Source organism: Rhizobiaceae bacterium (assembly GCA_023953835.1).
In the GTDB taxonomy this organism is placed as follows: Bacteria; Pseudomonadota; Alphaproteobacteria; order Rhizobiales; family Rhizobiaceae; genus Mesorhizobium_G.
The window spans coordinates 2042206-2056325 of record JAMLJB010000001.1 but is presented as its reverse complement, the minus strand read 5'-3'; the positions used below and the strand labels follow the sequence as shown (position 1 = coordinate 2056325).

At 62.2% G+C, this 14120-nt stretch carries 19 protein-coding genes, 1 other RNA gene and 1 pseudogene; 14 read left to right on the top strand and 7 right to left on the bottom strand.

Translation table 11 applies throughout. The annotated features are described in order from the left end of the window. The first annotated feature begins 20 nt into the window (after window positions 1–20). From M9924_09625 to M9924_09605, 5 genes are all read left to right on the top strand, one after another. Window positions 21–224: a DUF465 domain-containing protein gene (locus M9924_09625; GenBank protein MCO5064665.1), complete on the top strand. Its 204-nt coding sequence runs from the start codon at window positions 21–23 to the stop codon at window positions 222–224. A gap of 112 nt (window positions 225–336) precedes the next feature. After that, the gene (gene purE, locus M9924_09620) at window positions 337–801 is read left to right on the top strand and encodes a 5-(carboxyamino)imidazole ribonucleotide mutase (protein ID MCO5064664.1); all 465 of its coding nucleotides are present in this window, start codon (window positions 337–339) and stop codon (window positions 799–801) included. Beyond that, window positions 801–1883 (top strand): 5-(carboxyamino)imidazole ribonucleotide synthase, encoded by a 1083-nt coding sequence (locus M9924_09615; GenBank protein MCO5064663.1) that lies wholly within the window; start codon window positions 801–803, stop codon window positions 1881–1883. The genes purE and M9924_09615 overlap by 1 nt, the downstream gene beginning before the upstream one ends. A 115-nt stretch (window positions 1884–1998) precedes the next feature. Further along, the gene (gene ykgO, locus M9924_09610) at window positions 1999–2124 is read left to right on the top strand and encodes a type B 50S ribosomal protein L36 (protein ID MCO5064662.1); all 126 of its coding nucleotides are present in this window, start codon (window positions 1999–2001) and stop codon (window positions 2122–2124) included. 69 nt (window positions 2125–2193) lie between these two features. Continuing rightward, window positions 2194–2778, top strand: coding sequence for a hypothetical protein (locus M9924_09605; GenBank protein MCO5064661.1), 585 nt, complete (start codon window positions 2194–2196; stop codon window positions 2776–2778). A gap of 1 nt (window position 2779) precedes the next feature. Here the strand turns inward: M9924_09605 and pyk are convergent, their stop codons facing one another. Together pyk and M9924_09595 are read right to left on the bottom strand one after the other, a co-directional pair. Then, complete coding sequence (pyk, locus tag M9924_09600) at window positions 2780–4198, bottom strand: pyruvate kinase (protein MCO5064660.1); 1419 nt, start codon at window positions 4196–4198, stop codon at window positions 2780–2782. Beyond that, window positions 4195–4623, bottom strand: a pseudogene (locus tag M9924_09595) (DUF1036 domain-containing protein). Before M9924_09595 ends, pyk begins: the two are co-directional and overlap by 4 nt. A 524-nt stretch (window positions 4624–5147) precedes the next feature. Between M9924_09595 and M9924_09590 the strand changes: the two are divergent. From M9924_09590 to M9924_09580, 3 genes are all read left to right on the top strand, one after another. Further along, window positions 5148–5945, top strand: a complete 798-nt coding sequence (locus M9924_09590; GenBank protein MCO5064659.1) for an N-formylglutamate amidohydrolase — start codon at window positions 5148–5150, stop codon at window positions 5943–5945. Between the two features lie 11 nt (window positions 5946–5956). Next, window positions 5957–6262 carry a DUF1244 domain-containing protein gene (locus M9924_09585; protein ID MCO5064658.1) on the top strand — a complete coding sequence of 102 codons (306 nt, stop codon included), beginning with the start codon at window positions 5957–5959 and terminating at the stop codon, window positions 6260–6262. Between the two features lie 94 nt (window positions 6263–6356). After that, window positions 6357–6617, top strand: coding sequence for a DUF2312 domain-containing protein (locus M9924_09580; protein MCO5064657.1), 261 nt, complete (start codon window positions 6357–6359; stop codon window positions 6615–6617). A 42-nt stretch (window positions 6618–6659) separates the two neighbouring features. Here M9924_09580 and M9924_09575 read toward each other — a convergent pair whose 3' ends face one another. From M9924_09575 to msrB, 3 genes are all read right to left on the bottom strand, one after another. Beyond that, a complete protein-coding gene (locus M9924_09575; protein ID MCO5064656.1) occupies window positions 6660–8054 on the bottom strand; it encodes a PepSY domain-containing protein in 1395 nt (464 codons plus the stop codon). A 105-nt stretch (window positions 8055–8159) separates the two neighbouring features. Then, window positions 8160–8531 (bottom strand): hypothetical protein, encoded by a 372-nt coding sequence (locus tag M9924_09570; GenBank protein ID MCO5064655.1) that lies wholly within the window; start codon window positions 8529–8531, stop codon window positions 8160–8162. Between the two features lie 102 nt (window positions 8532–8633). Continuing rightward, a complete protein-coding gene (gene msrB / locus M9924_09565) occupies window positions 8634–9035 on the bottom strand; it encodes a peptide-methionine (R)-S-oxide reductase MsrB (protein ID MCO5064654.1) in 402 nt (133 codons plus the stop codon). A 141-nt stretch (window positions 9036–9176) separates the two neighbouring features. Here msrB and ssrS point away from each other — a divergent pair. From ssrS to M9924_09545, 4 genes are all read left to right on the top strand, one after another. Continuing rightward, window positions 9177–9332: non-coding RNA, 6S RNA (gene ssrS / locus M9924_09560), on the top strand. Window positions 9333–9388: 56 nt separating this feature from the next. Beyond that, window positions 9389–9964, top strand: a complete 576-nt coding sequence (locus M9924_09555; protein ID MCO5064653.1) for a 5-formyltetrahydrofolate cyclo-ligase — start codon at window positions 9389–9391, stop codon at window positions 9962–9964. Window positions 9965–10006: 42 nt separating this feature from the next. Then, window positions 10007–10831 carry a TIGR00282 family metallophosphoesterase gene (locus M9924_09550; protein ID MCO5064652.1) on the top strand — a complete coding sequence of 275 codons (825 nt, stop codon included), beginning with the start codon at window positions 10007–10009 and terminating at the stop codon, window positions 10829–10831. Window positions 10832–10899: 68 nt separating this feature from the next. After that, window positions 10900–11658, top strand: a complete 759-nt coding sequence (locus M9924_09545; protein ID MCO5064651.1) for a TerC family protein — start codon at window positions 10900–10902, stop codon at window positions 11656–11658. A gap of 30 nt (window positions 11659–11688) precedes the next feature. Here M9924_09545 and M9924_09540 read toward each other — a convergent pair whose 3' ends face one another. Continuing rightward, the gene (locus M9924_09540; protein ID MCO5064650.1) at window positions 11689–12495 is read right to left on the bottom strand and encodes an MBL fold metallo-hydrolase; all 807 of its coding nucleotides are present in this window, start codon (window positions 12493–12495) and stop codon (window positions 11689–11691) included. Window positions 12496–12664: 169 nt separating this feature from the next. Here M9924_09540 and M9924_09535 point away from each other — a divergent pair, with 169 nt between their 5' ends. Both M9924_09535 and M9924_09530 read left to right on the top strand, forming a co-directional pair. Further along, window positions 12665–13414, top strand: coding sequence for a YebC/PmpR family DNA-binding transcriptional regulator (locus tag M9924_09535; protein MCO5064649.1), 750 nt, complete (start codon window positions 12665–12667; stop codon window positions 13412–13414). After that, window positions 13411–13698 carry a SelT/SelW/SelH family protein gene (locus M9924_09530; protein MCO5064648.1) on the top strand — a complete coding sequence of 96 codons (288 nt, stop codon included), beginning with the start codon at window positions 13411–13413 and terminating at the stop codon, window positions 13696–13698. The genes M9924_09535 and M9924_09530 overlap by 4 nt, the downstream gene beginning before the upstream one ends. Window positions 13699–13755: 57 nt before the next feature. Here the strand turns inward: M9924_09530 and rpmE are convergent, their stop codons facing one another. Continuing rightward, the gene (gene rpmE / locus M9924_09525; GenBank protein ID MCO5064647.1) at window positions 13756–13977 is read right to left on the bottom strand and encodes a 50S ribosomal protein L31; all 222 of its coding nucleotides are present in this window, start codon (window positions 13975–13977) and stop codon (window positions 13756–13758) included. Between the last annotated feature and the right edge of the window lie 143 nt (window positions 13978–14120).

Sequence of the window (14120 nt, the reverse complement as noted above, 5' to 3'; positions counted from 1 at the left end):
CGGAATTTCAGACGGTGACTATGTCGGATCAGGATCAGGCGGAAATTCGTCTCGAATTTGCGCGACTGAAGCAGGAACACGCCGATTTCGACGCGGCGATCAACGCGATGATCGCGACGGGGTGCGACCCGCTGCAGATACAGCGGATGAAAAAGAAAAAGCTGCTGCTGAAAGACCGCCTCAAGGCATTGGAAAACAGCATCATTCCCGACATCATCGCCTAGGCGAAGCTGCCTTGCGGACGCCCGGCGCGCTTGCGGTGGGAGGCGATATCCGCTAATCGGCCCGCACCGAGCGGAGGCTGATGTGCCAGTAAAATCCGATGTCGCCATCATCATGGGAAGCCAGACCGACTGGGCGACCATGCGCCACGCAGCCGAAATGCTGGAGGTGCTCGGCATAGGTCACGAAGCTTTGATCGTGTCGGCCCATCGCACCCCGGACAGGCTCTATGAATTCGCCAAGGGCGCGAAAAGCGCTGGCTTCAAGGTCATTATTGCCGGGGCGGGTGGCGCGGCGCACCTGCCGGGCATGACGGCGGCCATGACCCCACTGCCCGTTTTTGGCGTTCCCGTCGAATCGAAGGCGCTTTCGGGGCAGGATTCCCTGCTTTCGATCGTGCAGATGCCGGCGGGCGTCCCCGTGGGCACGCTGGCCATCGGCAGGGCGGGCGCGGTCAACGCCGCGCTTCTGGCTGCATCGGTGCTGGCGCTCAGCGACGCGAATATTGCCGAAAGGCTGGACGCATGGCGGTCCGCGCAGACCGGCAAGGTCGCGCTCAAGCCCACGGATGAAGCCTGATGAGTGCCTTGCCTGTCGGGTCCACCATCGGCATCATCGGTGGCGGCCAGCTTGGACGCATGCTGGCGATGGCTGCCGGGCGGCTCGGCTACAGGACGGTCGTGCTGGAGCCGCAGGCGAACTGCCCCGCCGCCCAGATGGCGAACCGGCAGATCGTCGCGCCATATGACGACACGCAGGCGCTGGCCGAGCTGGCGCGCGAATGCGCTGTCGTGACCTATGAGTTTGAAAACGTGCCGGTGGCCTCAGCCACCCAGATTGCCACCAGCATCCCCGTTTTTCCGTCGGCGCGCGCGCTCGAGGTTTCACAGGACCGCCTCACGGAGAAGATTTTCCTCAACTCCATCGCGCTCAAGACGGCTGCCTATCGGCCGGTCGATTCTGACGCCGACCTCGCCGGGGGGCTGGCCTCGTTTGGCGGCAACGGTGTGCTGAAGACGCGTCGGCTCGGTTATGACGGCAAGGGCCAGGCCATGTTCCGCCAAGGCGCACGCACCGCCGTCGAGGGAACCTATGCGGCGCTCGGGTCGGTTCCGCTCATCCTCGAATCCCTTGTCGATTTCGAGCGCGAAATATCGGTGATCGCCGCCCGTTCGGCGGATGGCGGGCTGGCGGCCTATGAACCGTCGGAAAACATCCACAGAAACGGCATCCTGCACAGTTCCACCGTTCCGGCGATGATTTCGGACCGGACTGCCGCTGCGGCGCGCAGCGCGGCTTTCGCGATCCTGCGTGCGCTTTCCTATGTCGGCGTCATCGGCGTCGAGTTCTTCGTGCTGCGCGACGGCGGTCTTGCGGTCAACGAGATTGCGCCGCGCGTCCACAATTCCGGCCACTGGACCGAGGCGGCCTGCGCGATCTCCCAGTTCGAGCAGCACATAAGGGCAATCGCCGGATTGCCGCTCGGCGATTGCGCCCGGCATTCCGATTGCATCATGGAAAACCTGATTGGCTCCGATATCGAACGCGCGCCGGAATTGCTTGCCGAACCCGGCCTCGTATTGCACCTCTACGGCAAGGAAGAGGCCCGTCCCGGGCGCAAAATGGGCCATTTCACACGTCTGACCCGACGCTCCGGATAGTATCCGGTATTGACAGGGACAGCGGCGCTCGTTTATGAGCCAGCACGATTTCGGGCGCGCTGCGAGGCGCGCCTTTCCGTTAGGCCCGCAGGGCCAAACCCGACAGGCCAGACCAATGAAGATCAAGAATTCGCTCAAAGCGCTGAAGGCCCGCCATCGTGACAACCGTCTGGTTCGTCGCAAAGGCCGCATCTACGTCATCAACAAGTCGGCTCCGCGCTACAAGGCGCGCCAGGGCTGAGCCAAGGGGTCACGCGCCCTTCACGTCCTTTTTCGTTGACGTACCGCATGGCAGGAATAAGCTCCTGCCATGCGGTACGCTTTCGTCGTCTTGTCTTTTTGCCTGGCGCTTATCCCGCCGACTCACGCCGCCGAGCAGGACGGCAGGCCAGTCCTCAAGGGCGGCCAGACGCACCAGCAGAAGCTCGATCAGCTTTTCAATGAACTGAAACGCGCCCAGAACGAGCGCACCGCCAACCGTGTCGCCTCGCACATCTGGCAGGAGTGGGCGAATTCAGGCAGCGCCAATATCGACCTGATGATGGACTGGTCGAAGAAGGCGATGGACGAAAAGAAGTTCGACATTGCGCTCGATTTCCTCGACCAGGTCGTAACGATGCGGCCCGACTTCGCGGAAGGCTGGAACCGCCGCGCAACCGTTCATTTCATGATGCACAATTTCTCGAAGTCGATGGCCGATATCAGCCAGACGCTCGAACTGGAGCCACGGCATTTCGGCGCGCTTTCGGGCATGGCGCAGATATTCAAGATGCGCGGCAGCAAGCAGATGGCATTCAACGCCTATCAGCGTGTGCTGGAGGTCTATCCGATGATGCGTGACGCGCAGAATGAAGTGGCGACGCTGTCCGAGGAACTGGCCGGAGAAGCGATCTGACCTAACCCGCAATCGTGGCGATGCGCAGCATGTTCGTTGCGCCGGGCGTCCGCAGCGGCACACCCGCCATGATGATGATTCGGTCGCCGGACGTGCCGAATCCTTCCGTCCGCGCAATCAGGCAGGCCCGGTCCACCATGTCGTCGAGATCCGTCGCATCGGGCGACACCACGCAATGGGTCCCCCACAGCAGCGACAGACGCCGCGCCGTCTCCACAATGGGCGAAAGCGCAATAATGGGCACCTGCGGGCGCTCGCGCGCCGCGCGGAACCCGGTGTTGCCTGACGCGGTGTAGGTCACGATGGCGGACAGTTTCAGCGTCTCCGCGATTTCGCGCGCCGCAAGCGAGATGGCATCGGGGCCGGTTGCCTCGGGCTGCGAACGCTGAGCGTTGATGATGCCGGGATAGGTCGGATCCTCTTCGACGCGCTCGGCGATGCGATTCATCATCGCGACCGCCTCCACCGGGTATTCGCCCGCGGCGGATTCCGCCGAGAGCATGATGGCGTCGGCGCCCTCGAATACCGCAATCGAGACGTCCGACACTTCGGCGCGGGTCGGCACCGGCGCGGTGATCATGGATTCCAGCATCTGCGTGGCAACGACCACCGGCTTGCCCGCGCGGCGCGCGGCGCGCGTAATCTGCTTCTGGATGCCGGGAACGGCCTCGATCGGCATTTCGACGCCAAGATCGCCGCGCGCCACCATGAGCGCGTCGGAAAGCTCTATGATCTCCTTGAGCCGCTGCACGGCCTGCGGCTTCTCGATCTTGGAAAGCAGCAGCGCACGGCCACCCACCAGCTTGCGCGCCTCCGAAAGGTCCTCCGGTCGCTGGATGAAGGACAGCGCGATCCAGTCCACGCCCGCATGCACGGCGGCATCGAGATCGGCGCGATCCTTGTCGGTCAGCGCGCCGACCGGCAAATCTGTGTCAGGCAGGCTCACGCCTTTCCTGTCCGAAATCCGGGTGCCCGCAATCACCTTCGAAACGATCTTCCTGCCGTCGACTGTCACCGCCTTGAGCTGCAATTTGCCGTCGTCGATGAGCAGCCTGTCGCCCGGCTGGACCGAGGTGAGTATTTCGGGATGCGGAAGCTGGACGCGTTCGGACGTTCCTGGCGTCGGGTCGTCGTCCAGAATGAAGGTCTGGCCCACCGCCAGTTCCTCCTTGCCGTTGGCGAACTTGCCGACGCGCAGCTTCGGTCCCTGAAGATCGGCGAGAATGCCGATGGGCCGGCCCACTTCGTCCTCGATCGCCCTGATGCGCCCGACCAGCGTGCGCATCGTCTCATGGTCGGTATGGCTCATATTGATCCGGAACGTGTCGGCGCCTGCGTCGAACAGCTTGCGGATCATGACTGTTTCCGAGGACGCCGGTCCAAGCGTCGCCAGAATCTTCACTTTGCGGCTGCGTCTCATTGTTCGCCTTCATCTGTCTCGTCAGTGCCCGTGACGGGCGGAGCAGGCGTTGCGCCGGGAAGCGGAGTCGTCGGACCCGGCTCGTCGGTCAGTTGAACCATCCAACTCGACTGCTCGCCGGTGTCGTATTCGCGAAAGCCCGCGCGCTGGTATCCTCGCGCCAGACAATCGGTCACGCCTGCAATCTTGAATTCCTTGTCGGTGACGCACATGTTCACCGGGCCGTCCCACCTGCCCCCGCGCTCGGCATCTTCCGCGTAGAGATAGTAGAAACGCGAGGAAAGAGCGCCCTCTATCAGAGTCTTGCAGGTCGATCCCTCGATGTGCCACCAGCCTTCCGACTTCCAGCCGTCGGCGGCACGATAGCCGATTGCAACGCCGACCAGGCTCTGCGTTGCATTGCAGACCCGGAAATCCGCATGGGCAACATCGGGCATCATCGCGCCCGCTGCCAGCACGAGACCGAACAACGCCACTGAAGGCCCAACGCGAAACCGCCAGCCTCCGGCAAAACACATATCCTCGCCCCTTCGCGCAAATCGTCCTTCGGTTCTTTTCGGCAATGTCCAATGCCGTGTCAACGCGCCCGAAGATCGACCCCAATCGATTTAGAGCGTTTCACGGTTAGTTTGAAGCATTCTATTTGTCGTTTGGCGAGGCGATCCACAAGGAAGGGCGCGAAGGCCGGGCTGGTTGCCCGGTCGAGTGGCATGACGACGTGGGCGCCCGCCAAACGCAAACCCGAAGGGCCGGGCCGGCAGAATGCGTCAAACTAGCTGCGAAACGCTCCAAGTCGCTTCCGCCGACATTCGCATGGCGAAACGATTTCTGCCAGAGTCAGACTGCAAAAAGCTGCGAGGCCGTGGCCGACGCCCGGAACCCTTGCCGGATCGCTTGTTTCTCCCCTTATGTTGTGGTTGACCTCAACCGATCATCGTCAGGAATCGGAATGGCGCGTTCGGAATTCTTTCGTCCCTTCGAAATCATCGATGGAGACCGCGGCAAGGGCCTTGTCATCATCGCGGATCATGCGGGTCGCTCGCTGCCGGACGAATATGGCACGCTCGGGCTGCCGGAACGCGAGTTCGACCGCCACATCGCCTATGATATCGGCATAGAACCGCTGACGTGCGAACTTGCCGCAATGACCGGCGCGCCTGCCGTGCTTGCCAACTTCTCACGCCTGCTGATCGATCCGAACCGTGGCGAGGACGATCCGACGATGATCCGCCAGCTTTACGACGGCACCGTCATCGGCTCGAACTACCCGATGACGGATGGGGAACGCGAGAAGCGGCTGGAGGATTTCTACAGGCCCTATCATGATGCGGTCGGCTCGGTGATCGCCTCCGTCGCGAAACAGACCGGGAAGGCGCCATTCGTCGTTTCGCTTCATTCCTTCACGCCGGTCATGCAGGGACGTCAGCGGCCGTGGCATGTCGGCATTCTCTGGGACATGGACGATCGCGCGCCGAAGCCGATGATCGACATGCTTTCCGCCGACCCCGGCATCGTGGTGGGCGACAACGAGCCTTACGACGGCGCGTTGCGCGGCGACACCATGTACCGGCACGCCATCGTCAACGGCTATGCCCACGCGCTGATCGAGGTGCGGCAGGATCTCATTGCCGACGCGAACGGCGTCGGGTCCTGGGCGGCGCGGCTGCATCCCATTATTGAAGAATTGAACCGCAGGCCCGATATGCACGAGGTGAAGCAATACGGCTCGCGAACCGGCCCGATTTGAGGAGGTGTGCCATGGCTGACCTGACCGACGACCAGAAGCGGGATTTCGAGGCGGCGGCGTTCCGCAGGCTGCTGGAGCATCTTTCCGCGCGCAGCGATGTCCAGAACATCGACCTGATGAACCTTGCCGGATTCTGCCGCAACTGCCTCGCCAACTGGTACCGGGATGCGGCCGAGGCTTCCGGCATGGAACTGAGCAAGGAAAAAGCGCGGGAGATCGTCTACGGCATGCCCTATGCCGAATGGCAGGCCGCGCACCAGCGACCGGCCAGCGATGAACAAAAAGCCGCATTCGAGCGCAACCGCCCCGAACATTAGCAGTCGCGGCTTGACCCTGCGGGTCGCCTGAGGCATCGAACGCGCCCATCTTCCGGGCCGCGACTCAGCCGGCCCGACTTTCCAGGAGCGAACCATGGCCGACGACGTAACGGACAATGCACAGACCTTTGCCGCCGGGCAATTGCGCGCCCTGATTGAGCGTATAGAGCGCCTCGAAGAAGAAAAAAAGACGATTGCCGACGACATCAAGGATGTCTACGCGGAGGCCAAGGGCAACGGTTTCGACACCAAGGCGATCCGCGCCATCGTGCGCCTGCGAAAGATCGACCAGGCCGAGCGCGAAGAGGCGGAAACGATCCTCGACCTCTACAAGGCCGCACTCGGCATGGCCTGACCGAAAATGGCGGCGGCCCGACAGGCCGCCGCTTTGCATGCATCAGGCGGCCTGCACGGACACTTCCTTGAAGCGCTTCGGCAAGATGAAGTCTATCAACGCGAACAGCAGGATCGCGGTGCCCGTCAGCGGAAAGAGAACGCAGACTGCGAGCGTTATTGCCGCGATCGCGGCGGGCATGCGAAACCCGCGAGGATAGAGAGGCGCGCCGAAATGCTTCGCGGGCCGGCGTCGCCACCACATTACGATGCCAGACAGGCACATAAGGATCACGGCACAGCAGAACAGCAGGTTCAGCGCCGTGTTCAGCACGCCCAGATTGCCCTGATGGAGCGCCACGCCGACCGCCATCGCCTTGCCCGCGAGGGAATAGTCGGCAAAGCCGATATCTGCCAGAACCTTGCCCGTATACTGATCGATATGGACGGTACGGTCTCCTGTTGCGTTGGTGGTATCGCCATCCATTGAATCGGCGGAAATCGTGTACACCCCTTCCTCGTCCTGCGGGACATTGATGCGGAACTGCCCGTCAAAGCCGATGGTTCTTGCAAATGCAGCCACCGAATCGAGATTGACCGGCAATGCCGCCGCAGGCCCTTCACGCCCCGCTTCGGATCCGGATGCCGGCATCGGCGTCTGTTCGAGCGCCCATGGAACCTCTTTCAGCGCCCCGTGGTTCATCGAAGCATGCGTTTTGTCAGACAACGGCACGTTGTCCCATTTCTCCGCAGGAAATGTGCTCCATGCCTGGGTCATGCGCTCGCCCCAGATGCCTGCCCATGACAGGCCGGAAATGAGGAAAAAGATCAGCACGATGGAAACATGGAACCCGAGCGACAGGTGCAGTTCCTTCCAGATGGTTCTTCCGCGCGTTGTCAGGTCCGGCACGAGCGCTTTCGCAAGGCTCCTGCCATTGCGCGGCCACCACATGTAGAGACCGCTCAGGACGAGCACGATTCCCAAACCCGCAACCGTTTCGATGATCCGGTCGCCGATCGTTCCCATGAGCAAGGTTCCATGGATCGCATTCGCCCAGTAGAACCACGTGTCGTCCTTGACCACGGTATCGATCACCTGCGCATCGTGGGGGTCGACGCTCACGACAATATTCTGTCCTTTGGAATCGACCACGAACACGCTTGCACGGTCTGACGAGGCTGGTTGCACCGCCAGCTTGAGCTTGCTTTCCGGCACCGCACGCAAGGCGGCGTCGGCTTGCTCTACAAGCGCGACGCGCTCTCCCCCTGGTTGGACGTAGTGCTTTGCGCCGAGAAATGTCTCGATCGAGTTGCCGTAGAGCATGATCAGACCGGTGAACGCCAGCACGACCAGGAACGGGACGACGATTATTCCGGCATAGAAATGCCAGCGCCACACCGAACGATACAGGCGTGCGCTGTTGACCTGTCCGGAGACAGGCACATTGACAGTGGACATTGTTGAACTCCGAATGCGCGGTCATCCGCGTCTTGGCGCGTGCCGCGATGAATTGCATTTACGGACGAAGGGTGCGTCGGCGTTCAGGCCGCGCAACACGAATCTTCAGGCCGATGCTGGCGGGGCGCGGGGATCGCCCGGTCGTATATCCGGCTCGGGTTGCCATGCCTCATCGTGGCTGCGCCAGACGATGAGCAAATTGTCCCTCGGGCGCTCAACTACGCCCGCGACGCGATCGGGCGGCTCGAGCACGCTCGAACCCATCGTACACCCGAATGTGCAGCAATTGGGAAGGGTGCCGTGACCGCCGTTCTGCCCACCCTGATCGGGAAGGCAAAGCACATTGCCGAAAGCGTCCAGATTGGGGGAAGCGGCCGCGGCAGCCGATGACCATGCACTGGCGAATGCGTTCAGTAGCAGGATGCACGCGGCAACCGCGGCAATTCCCATCGATGAACGGCGCGTCAGCTTGAACACGGTCCCGATATCCCCTCTCGCGCAAAGCGTAGCAGCTATGCGCGAAGTTATGAAGAGACGGGAAGGCGCGCGCCTGAATTTGTCGCAGGCGCGCAGTCGAAGTCAGGCGGGCGTGAAATCCAGCGCCACGCCGTTGATACAATAACGCAGGCCGGTCGGCGGCGGGCCGTCGTTGAAGACATGCCCCAGATGGCTGCCGCAATTCGCACAATGCACCTCGGTGCGAACCATCCCGTGCGACCTGTCCGTTGTCGTCTCGACCGAACCCGGCACCGGATCGTTGAAACTCGGCCAGCCCGTGCCGCTCTCGAATTTCAGCTTCGATTCGAACAGCGGCTGGTCGCAACCCGCGCAGGAAAAGGTCCCGGCACGCTTTTCATACAGCAGCGCACAGCTTCCGGGGCGCTCAGTGCCATGCTGGCGCATGATATAATATTGTTCAGGGGTCAGGCGCGACCGCCACTCGGCATCGGTGCGCACCATAGGAAATGTGTGTTCTTCCATCCTTGTCTCCGTGCCGGCTCTCGTTCGACCGGCCTCGCTCTCTATTCGGCGGGCATGGCCCGATGTTACTCCAACGCGCACAGGCTGCAAAAGCTTCCTGAACCAGTGGCGCGGCACGCGCCAGAGTTCTATATAGGTATTGGCGCTCTGGGCTTCCCGGCAGGAGTAACACTTCCCCGGGGCCTTATTGATCTCGAAGGGAGCTGTCCCTGATTGGACCCGTGGGTTCTTTCATATGGCGCCCACCTACTTTGTAGGTTCCCGGGATCAACCTCTCCACCGGTTGTCTGGACGCCGCTTCCAATGTCGCAGACCGGATGGCCACGCAGCCGTATTCTTTCTAGCATCTCCCCATGGACATCCCGAAAAGTCAGAAACGCGAATTGCGACGACAGGCGCTGGCCCGCCGCGACGAACTCGACACGACATGGCGCATCGAGGCTTCGCTCGCCATGGCCGAAACGGCGCGCGCGCAGCTCGACGTCGCGCCGGGCAGCATTGTGTCGGGCTTCTGGCCGATGCGCTCGGAGGTCGATGTCCGCCCGATGATGTTCGCTCTGCGGGAAAAAGGCGCGCGCCTGTGCATCCCCGCTATCCTCGACAAGACGACAATGATCTTCCGCGAACTGGTGCGCGGCGCCCCGCTTGTCGACATGGGCTTCGGCACATTCGGGCCGGGCGAGGAAGCGGAAGTCCTCGACCCAGCAACCATGCTGGTTCCGATTGCCGCGTTCGATGGTCGGGGTCATCGCATCGGCTATGGCGCGGGCTACTATGATCGGGCGATCAAGAGGCTGCGGGACAAGGGCATCCGGCCCCGCCTCGTGGGCATTGCGTTCGACTGCCAGGAAGTCGAGCGGGTACCGGACGAGCCGCACGATGTGGTCATTCCAGAGTTGCTGACGGAAAGCGGACTGCGCCGTTTCTGAGACCCGCTTGCCATCCGGCGCTCCAAAGCTCTAGAAGCGGCTATGAGGCTTCTTTTTCTTGGCGATATGGTGGGACGCACCGGCCGCACCGCGGTCTGGGAGAAGCTTCCCGGCCTGATATCAGATTTCAAGCTCGATTTCGTCGTTGTGAATGGTGAAAACGCTGCCGGCGGCTTCGGCATTACCGAGGACATTTTCCTGAACACCCTCGCGGCGGGCGCCGACGTGGTGACGACCGGCAACCATGTCTGGGACCAGCGCGAGGCGCTGGATTTCGCAAAACGCCAGGACCGCTTCCTGCGCCCGGTCAATTTTCCGTCCGGGACACCGGGCAAGGGATCGGGCCTCTACGTCGCCCGCAACGGCGCGCGCATCCTCGTGTCGAACATCATGGGGCGCGTGTTCATGCATCCCGAACTCGACGACCCTTTCCAGGCGGTCGAGCGCGAGCTGGACGCCTGTCCGCTCGGCGAGCAGGCGGACGCCGTGCTGATCGATTTCCATGCCGAAGCAACCAGTGAGAAGATGTGTTTCGGGCATTTCGTCGACGGACGCGCCAGCCTTGTCGTCGGCACCCACACCCACCAGCCGACCGCCGATCACCAAATCTTGAACGGCGGCACGGCCTATCTCACGGATGCGGGAATGTGCGGCGACTATGACTCCTCACTGGGCATGGAAAAGGAGGAGCCGCTCAACAGATTCCTTTCAAAAGTGCCGAAAGGCCGCTTTGAAGCGGCAGGCGGCCCGGCCACCCTGTGCGGCGTGGGCGTGGACATTTCTGACCGGACGGGGCTTGCCGAACGCATCGCGCCACTCCGCATCGGCCCGCGCCTTGAAGAAACCGTCCCATCTTTCTGGACCTGATGTTGAACGCGCTTGACGCGCTCCCTACCTCTGCCAGACTTTTCGCTGCTTTTTGGGATTGGGGACACATGGATTTTCTGCTGCCGTTTTTCGACTGGACGTCCGACCCGACGGCCTGGATCGCCCTGCTGACACTCATCGTGCTTGAAGTCGTCCTCGGCATCGACAATCTGATCTTCATCTCCATCCTCACCAACAAGCTGCCGGAAGGCCAGCGCGTGCAGGCGCGACGGCTGGGCATCGGCGCAGCACTCGTGATGCGTCTGGTGCTGCTCGCTACCATCTCTGTCATCGTACGCCTCACCGAGCCCTTGTTCACCGCGTTCGGCCATGGCTTTTCGTGGCGCGACCTTATCCTGATCGCGGGCGGCCTGTTCCTCGTGTGGAAGGCGACGAAGGAAATTCACCACACCGTCGATCCCTCCGACCACAAGGATTCCATCGTCGGGCAAACATTGCAGCTGAGTCTGGGCGGCGCGATCTTCCAGATCCTGCTGCTGGACCTCGTGTTCTCCATCGATTCGATCATCACGGCGGTGGGCATGACCGACCATATCGCGATCATGTATATCGCGGTGATCGTCGCCGTTTCGGTGATGCTGGCGGCTGCCACGCCGCTGGCCAACTTCATCGAAAAGAACCCGACCATCGTCATGCTGGCGCTTGGCTTCCTGCTGATGATCGGCATGACGCTGATCGCCGACGGCATGGGCTACCATGTGCCCAAGGGCTATATCTACGCGGCGATGGGCTTCTCGGCGCTGGTCGAAGGGCTGAACATGCTGGCCCGCCGCCGTAAGGAGAACGCGCGAAAAAGCGGCCATTGACGGCAACGGGGCCGGCCCTGCCGGCCCTTCTCACACGCCGGAAAGAACCACGATGGTCGGTCGGTCGGGCAGCGACTTCAGCGACACGGTGAGCGTGTCGCTGCTGCGGTAATCCACGGCGAAGCCGTCGCCCATCAGCCCGGTAAACTCGCCAAGCGGCGTCGCATGCCGGTGCATCGGCAGGATCATCGAGGAATAAAGCCGCGTCGCGATCTCGCTCATCGCCTCGACCGAAAGCGTCATACCTCCATCGATGGGTACCATGACGATGTCCAGCCTGCCGATTGCACCGTAATGCGCGTTTTCCAGCCTGTGGTGAAGATGGCCGAGATGGCCGATGCACAGGCCCGCCACCTCGAAAATGAAGATCGAATTGCCGTCCGGCTCCATCGACACGCCATGCCGGATGTCCGTGGGGACGTTGCGGATCGTGACGTCATCGACCACCAGCGCATGGTGGGCGGGGCCGCCATCCGGGTTCCAGCCGCGCAGCACATATTCGACATCGGCGGGCGGATTGTTGGTGTAGTGGGTGCGGTGCGCCTTGTTCATGGTGATGACACGCGGGTGGAACTCGCTGCCGTAGGCGCCGCTGAAATCGGTCGCGATGCGCACACCTGCCGGTGTCTCGATCAGATAGGTCGAGTGTCCCGCATAGGTGATGGTGACGGCCTCTTCCTCTGTCGCGACAGGCTGCCAGCCCGGCGTGAAATTGGCGTAGGTGATGCCGGGCACTGACTGGGCGATCGCCATGCATTTTGAAACGACCGGCTTGTCCTGCGCGAACGCGGGCACCGTGATAAGCAGGGTCGCGAGAAAAAGCAGCGGACGGATCATCGGCACGTCTCCCTGTTGCTCCGCCCTCTCGCCGACTATCGCGAGGCGGGGCCTGTCTGCGAAGTCAATTCTGCGCGAGCAAAGCTGCCTTGTGCTGCTGGACGTTCGTCGGCAATTTATCTATAAGCCCGCGAAATCCGCATAGAACTAGGCATCCGCAGAGGGCGCAATGGCCGGCCATTCCCAATTTAAGAACATCATGCACCGCAAGGGCCGCCAGGATGCGGTCCGCTCCAAGATTTTCTCGAAGCTGGCGCGTGAGATCACGGTCGCCGCCAAGCAGGGCCTGCCGGACCCCGACATGAACCCGCGCCTGCGCCTGGCGATCCAGAACGCCAAGGCCGAATCCATGCCGAAGGACAACATCGCCCGTGCGATCAACAAGGCGAGCGGCGGCGACACGGAAAACTACGAGGAAGTGCGCTACGAAGGCTATGGCCCGGGCGGCGTGGCGGTCATCGTCGAGGCGCTGACCGACAACCGCAACCGCACCGCATCCAATGTCCGCGCCGCCTTCACCAAGGCCGGCGGTGCACTGGGCGAAACCGGCTCTGTCTCTTTCATGTGGGACCGGGCGGGCGAAATTTACTACCCCGCCAAAGCCGCAGATGCCGACAAGGTCATGGAAGCCGCAATCGAGGCGGGCGCGGAGGACGTTGAATCCGACGAGGAAGGCCACACGATCCTGTGCGGCTTCGAGGATGTGAATGAAGTCTCCAAGGCGCTGGAAGCCGCGCTGGGCGAAGCCGAAAGCGTAAAAATCATCTGGAAGCCGCAGAACAGCGTTCCCGTGGACGAGGACCGCGCCCAATCGCTGATGAAGCTGGTCGCGACGCTCGAGGACGACGACGACGTGCAGAACGTCTACGCCAATTTCGAGGTGGACGACGCCACGCTGGCCAAGCTGAGCGCTGCGTGAGCGAATCCAGGCCCACAATCCGCATAACCTATTGCACGCAGTGCCAGTGGCTTCTGCGTGCTGCGTGGATGGCGCAGGAACTGCTCTCGACCTTCAGCCTCGAACTCGGCGAAGTCGTTCTGGTCCCGGGTACCGGCGGCGTCTTCACCATCACCTGCGACGACCAGCTCATCTGGGAGCGCAAGCGCGACGGAGGTTTTCCCGACGCCGCGAAGCTCAAGCAGCTCGTCCGCGACATCATCGACCCGGAACGCGATCTCGGTCATTCGGAGCGCAAAAGCTAAACGCCACAAATGCAAAAGGGGCCCGAAGGCCCCTTGCAACAGACAATGCGCCCCGGCTCAGATGCCGAGATTGGCGAACTTGTTCTTGAACTTCGACAGGCGGCCGCCACGGTCGAGCAGCGTCTGCTGGCCGCCGGTCCACGCCGGATGGGTGGAGGGGTCGATGTCGAGGTTGAGCGTGTCGCCTTCCTTGCCATAAGTGGAACGCGTCACATATTCGGTGCCGTCGGTCATGACGACCTTGATCGTATGATAATCGGGATGGATGCTGGCTTTCATCGGTCTGTCCTGGCTATTCGGGGTTGAGCGGCCACGACATGCCCTGCGGCGATGTCACCCACTCGGAAATCTTGAAGCGCGCGTCATGGGAATGTACGGCTTCAGACGGTCGGGCTGGCCTATACAACAGCCTCAATGCAAGC